Genomic DNA, 4,507 nt, shown 5'->3' with positions numbered 1-4,507 from the left:
GTAATCTCTTTTTTGCCGGAGATTGGGTCAAGATGCCGTTTCCGTGTGGTTTGATGGAACGGGCTATCAGTAGCGGCCTCCTGGCGGCCAATACGATTTTGGAACAGGAAGGCTTACAGCGCCGACCGCTCCTCACAGTACGTCCGCAAGGGGTTCTGAGTACCTTGGTCTAAGCCGAGTCATGCAGGATGAATGGGGGGGTTTCTTGAACATTGCACGCGATCGCTCCATTCGTTTACGCTGAAGAATGGCTGTCTAGTGATGTTGGATTATCTTCATGGTTGCCTCGTCCTCTGCCTCCACGATTAAGTTTTTGCAGAAACCCACCTCTGCGGCATGGGTCGAGCAGGCGATCGCCCATCTGGACACCATCCTGCTCGACCATTCCCAGTGCGAGCGCAAAGCGGCAGGAGTAGCTCTAAACCTGATCTTTCGGTATCCCTCCAGTGCAAAGCTGGTGCGAACCCTAACGGCGATCGCCCAGGAAGAGCTAGAGCATTTTGAACGGGTAAATCAATGGCTGGATCGACGAGGCATTGCTCTGGCACCGCTGACCCCACCGCCCTATGGTGCAACGTTGCGATCGCACGTCCGTCGCCATGAACCCCACCGCCAGTTAGACTCTCTCCTCGTAGCCGGACTGATTGAGGCTCGGAGTCATGAGCGGTTAGGACTTTTAGCCCAGCATTGCCCCGATCCAGAATTGGCGGCCTTTTTCCAGGGACTCATGGCCTCCGAAGCGCGGCACTATGGCGTGTACTGGACGTTGGCAACAACCTATTTTGACCGCGATACGGTAAATCAGCGCCTCGAAGAACTCGCAACGGTTGAGAGCGAGATTCTATCGACGCTCTATCCCGAACCTCGGATTCATAGTTGATTCACCTGTACGGGCGGGGTTGGCAGATGTAACCTTACCCTACGTCCTTTGGATAGAATCTAGATACCAGTTTTGAGTTTTGTTTGCACAGCGTCTCCGCAGGAGAAATTCTCAGTTTTGAGTTACAAATACGTTGCTACATTAAGGGTTTCAGCCTTTGATCTGTAGCTGGAATTTTTGAAATCGGTGTAGCTGTTTAGGAATAGGCGGGACATTCTAGTGCAGAGGAGTTAAGCCTGTGGAGATATGGGTACAGCCTCTCCAATTGAGATACATCAAAAAGCAATCGTCTAAATAGGAGAACCGGATAGGACGAATCTACTTTACAATCCGGGTCGCATTCAAAATCGCTAACAGTGCCACACCGACATCCGCAAACACGGCCTCCCACAGGGTTGCCAAGCCAATTGCTCCTAATCCAATAAAGAATGCCTTAATCGCCAGTGCCATCACAATGTTTTGCACAACGATTTGGCGAGTTTTACGGGCAACGCTGATCGCTTCTGCCACCTTAGAGGGAGCATCTGTCATTAACACAATATCCGCTGTTTCAATGGCAGCATCTGACCCTAACCCGCCCATGGCCAGTCCGACATCAGCTCTGGCAATCACGGGTGCATCATTAATCCCATCTCCCACAAAGGCCAGTTTTGCCTTACCGGATCGATCCAGCAGTTTCTCGATTTCAGCAACTTTTTCTTCTGGCAGCAATTCAGCCACAAATGCATCTAAACCAAGTTGGCGAGCGACGACCTGAGCCACTGCCTGGTTGTCTCCTGTCAGCATCACGGTCTTTGTAACGCCCAGGTGTTCTAAGTCTCGAACGGCTTGAGCCGCATCTGCTTTGATCTCATCAGCAATCAAAATATATCCGGCGTAGCGTCCATCTACGGCTAGATGAATCACTGTACCCTGCACATCACAGGTATCATGATCAATCTTTTCTCGATGCAAGAGGCGATCGCTCCCTGCAATGACCACTTGATTCTGCACAACGACTCGAACGCCATGCCCCGCAATCTCTTCGTAGTCGGTCACTTCAGAGTCAGCGATTGGGTGGGCATACGCCTCTCGGATTGAAAGAGCGACGGGATGATTGGAGTGAGATTCGGCTTTTGCGGCTAAACTCAACAATTCCGATTCAGAAAATCCGTTTTTGGTGACGACCTGGGTGACTTTGAAGGTGCCTTTTGTTAAGGTTCCGGTTTTATCAAACACAACGGTTGTAACCGCTGCGAGGGAATCTAAAAAGGTAGATCCCTTGACCAAAATACCCCGTTTGGCGGCTCCTCCAATGCCACCGAAATAGCCCAGCGGAATACTAATGACCAATCCACAGGGACAGGAGATGACCAGCAGCACCAAGGCACGATAGACCCAATCGGCTCGATCTGCTCCTGGAATAAATAGCGGCGGTACCAGGGCAACGGCTAGGGAGAGAAAGACCACCACCGGGGTGTAGTAGCTGGCAAATTGGGTAATGAACTTTTCAGTAGATGCCTTTTTGCTGGACGCATTTTCAACCAGATCGAGAATTTTGGCGATCGACGATTCCCCAAACCGCTTGGTCACGCGAACCGTCAGCACGCCGGATTGGTTAATCATGCCTGCAAGAATGAGATTTCCAGGCTTAACCGTGCGTGGAACCGATTCTCCGGTTAGGGCTGAGGTATCCACCTGGGACATTCCGTCTAAAATCTCGCCATCTAGCGGAACTTTTTCACCGGGTTTCACCAAAATTAAGTCTCCAACCTTCACCGTTTCTGGCGAAACCTGTTGAACAGTGCCATTCTGCTTCAGATTCGCGGTATCGGGACGCACTTCCAGCAAGGCTTTGATGGAACGGCGCGATCGCCCCACGGAGTATTCCTGAAATAGCTCCCCGACTCGAAAAAAAAGCATCACGGCAACGGCTTCGGGTAGCTGATGAATCGCCAGTGCGCCTAGCGTGGCGATCGTCATCAAAAAGTTTTCGTCAAAGATCTGGCCTCTAAGAATATTACGCCCGGCTGTTTTCAGCACCGTCCAACCACTCAAAAGATAGGCAGGAACAATCACCGCAAATTCAGCCATGTGACCGGGAGTATTATGTAGCGGTTGCTCGAACAAAATAGCGATCGCAAAGAGGGCGATCGCCATCAGAACAGGTGGCAGCTCGTTCTTGAGATTAAATTCACCAGCGCCATGATTGTCATGAGGATATTCTTTGGTTTGCTCATGGTGGATATGACCGTTTTCATGGCTGTGTTCTTCTCCATGAGAGCGATGATGGTCATGCGTCTTCAGCGGCGTAGAGGATGGAGGGTGAATGGTGTAACCCAATGCTTTAATCCGCTCTTGAATCATGACCTCGCTCACCTGCTCTGGGTCATAGGTTACGGTCAATCGCCCGGTTGCCACCGTCACAGACGCTTCTGTAACTCCGCTCAATCGCTCCAGGCTACCTTCTATCTTCAACTTGCAGCTTGTACAGTCCATGCCGCTGACCTGCATCTGCTGAGTTTTGAGCGGTGACGTTTGAGTCATAGAGCTTTCAGCACATCTTGAAAGAGAATTTTTCTGAACTGTAACACAAATCATGAAATATCTGAAAATATGTTCATGTATTTTAGATGTTAGAATGAGAATTATTCCCTAAATTGAATTCGTATTCTGTCCCTAGCCGCTAACGCTTATGAGCAAATCATCATTGCCAAAATCGCAATCTCTGCAAGATGACGAGGTGCCTGGTTGCGATACGCCTCTTGTTTATCTGGAGCAGGTGCGGCAGGTTCAGCCAGAGGTGATGTCGTTAGAGCAGGCGCAACAGATGGCAGAGTTTTTCGGTGCGCTGGCTGATCCGAGTCGGTTACGGCTGATGTCGGCATTAGCCCGTCAAGAACTCTGTGTCTGCGATTTGGCGGCGGCGGTGAAGGTGAGTGAATCTGCGGTCTCCCACCAATTACGAATTTTGCGATCGCAACGCTTGGTGAAGTATCGCCGAGTAGGGCGTAATGTTTACTACAGCTTGGCAGATAACCATGTGATGAATCTGTACCGAGAAGTCGCAGCGCATTTGAACGAACCAGATTAAGAGAATGGACATAGGGTGAGGCGCGATCGCTGCTTTACTTCGTCATGGCTGGTTTGTGTGAAATCGGGAAATGATTGTTGCGCTAAACGCTTGGCTACTTTGGCAGAGGATGACGGATTGGCTTAATTTTTGAGTCACTTCTCCAAGGCACTATCCAGCAAGCGACTGTCCGTTACCCAAATGCTGATGGAAAACGGATATGGCTGATTCAGTCGGGCAGTCTCCCACTCGACTTAAGGCAACCATCCCGAGACATTGCTTGCTGGAACTACTGAATTGCTTGTAGGAGCGGGTTTAGTCAGAGCCTCGCTATACCCAACAAGTAGAGGCACAAACCGTCTCCCTCATCCTCATGATTCCGGTTCGCCATAGGCCATCCCATTCGATTCCGCATAGCGATGCATGAACCGTAGGAAGCGCTGCCAGTGGTCTTCTTGGTCAACTTCAACTTTACATTCGACCCGCATCAGATCATCCCCATCGTCTCCTCCAAAGACAAAATGAACTACCCCGCCGCAAGCGGACGGGGTATCAGAATCAAAAAAGAGCAAGTT

General features: G+C 50.4%; 5 protein-coding genes. 3 read left to right on the top strand and 2 right to left on the bottom strand.

Annotated features, from left to right (window positions below):
* A partial coding sequence (locus IGR76_14760) for an FAD-dependent oxidoreductase (GenBank protein MBF2079737.1) occupies positions 1-173 on the top strand: 173 nt, incomplete at its 5' end.
* A gap of 104 nt (positions 174-277) precedes the next feature.
* A complete protein-coding gene (locus IGR76_14755; protein MBF2079736.1) occupies positions 278-880 on the top strand; it encodes a tRNA-(ms[2]io[6]A)-hydroxylase in 603 nt (200 codons plus the stop codon).
* Positions 881-1,198: 318 nt separating this feature from the next.
* Here IGR76_14755 and cadA read toward each other — a convergent pair whose 3' ends face one another.
* Positions 1,199-3,406 carry a cadmium-translocating P-type ATPase gene (gene cadA / locus IGR76_14750; protein MBF2079735.1) on the bottom strand — a complete coding sequence of 736 codons (2,208 nt, stop codon included), beginning with the start codon at positions 3,404-3,406 and terminating at the stop codon, positions 1,199-1,201.
* A gap of 148 nt (positions 3,407-3,554) precedes the next feature.
* Here cadA and IGR76_14745 point away from each other — a divergent pair, with 148 nt between their 5' ends.
* On the top strand, positions 3,555-3,953 hold the full coding sequence (locus IGR76_14745; GenBank protein ID MBF2079734.1) for a helix-turn-helix transcriptional regulator: 399 nt from the start codon (positions 3,555-3,557) through the stop codon (positions 3,951-3,953).
* 350 nt (positions 3,954-4,303) lie between these two features.
* Here IGR76_14745 and IGR76_14740 read toward each other — a convergent pair.
* The coding region (locus tag IGR76_14740; GenBank protein MBF2079733.1) for a hypothetical protein at positions 4,304-4,507 on the bottom strand (204 nt) is incomplete at its 5' end.

Origin of the sequence: Synechococcales cyanobacterium T60_A2020_003 (assembly GCA_015272205.1) — a bacterium.
GTDB lineage: Bacteria > Cyanobacteriota > Cyanobacteriia > RECH01 > RECH01 > JACYMB01.
The sequence above is the reverse complement of the archived record's forward strand: the minus strand, read 5'-3'. Positions and strand labels throughout refer to the sequence as shown.